The organism is Shewanella litoralis (assembly GCF_009828585.1).
In the GTDB taxonomy this organism is placed as follows: domain Bacteria; phylum Pseudomonadota; class Gammaproteobacteria; order Enterobacterales; family Shewanellaceae; genus Shewanella; species Shewanella litoralis.
Window position 1 is genome coordinate 1 of sequence record NZ_WSRZ01000155.1, and the last position, 283, is coordinate 283.

Here is a 283-nt window from a genome sequence, read left to right on the forward strand (position 1 = left end):
CTGGGTTGCTCATCACCGCGGTCAAAGCAGCTGTTGCTGCCGCTGAAACTCCAGCCCCCATGGCTGAGACGTTTCCTTGCTTTGTCTCCATTGAGCATCTGACTCCTCCCTTCTTCTTACCCATTGGAGGCAAACCAAGAACAGGAGCAGAGACGGCGACGGTGGGCTTGAGAAGAAGAGCCGGACGAGCGGCGGAGACAGTGGAAGCGGAGGCAGTGAAGCTAGCCATTTTCTCTATTTGCTTCCCCTAAACACTGAGAGACTCTTCAATTTTGAGTTGATT

General features: G+C 53.4%; 1 protein-coding gene. It reads left to right on the forward strand.

Annotation, left to right across the window (positions count from 1 at the left end; all coding sequences use genetic code 11):
- Positions 1 to 251: hypothetical protein (locus tag GQA99_RS20855; protein ID WP_240904660.1), on the forward strand; the 251-nt coding region annotated here is incomplete at its 5' end.
- Between the last annotated feature and the right edge of the window lie 32 nt (positions 252 to 283).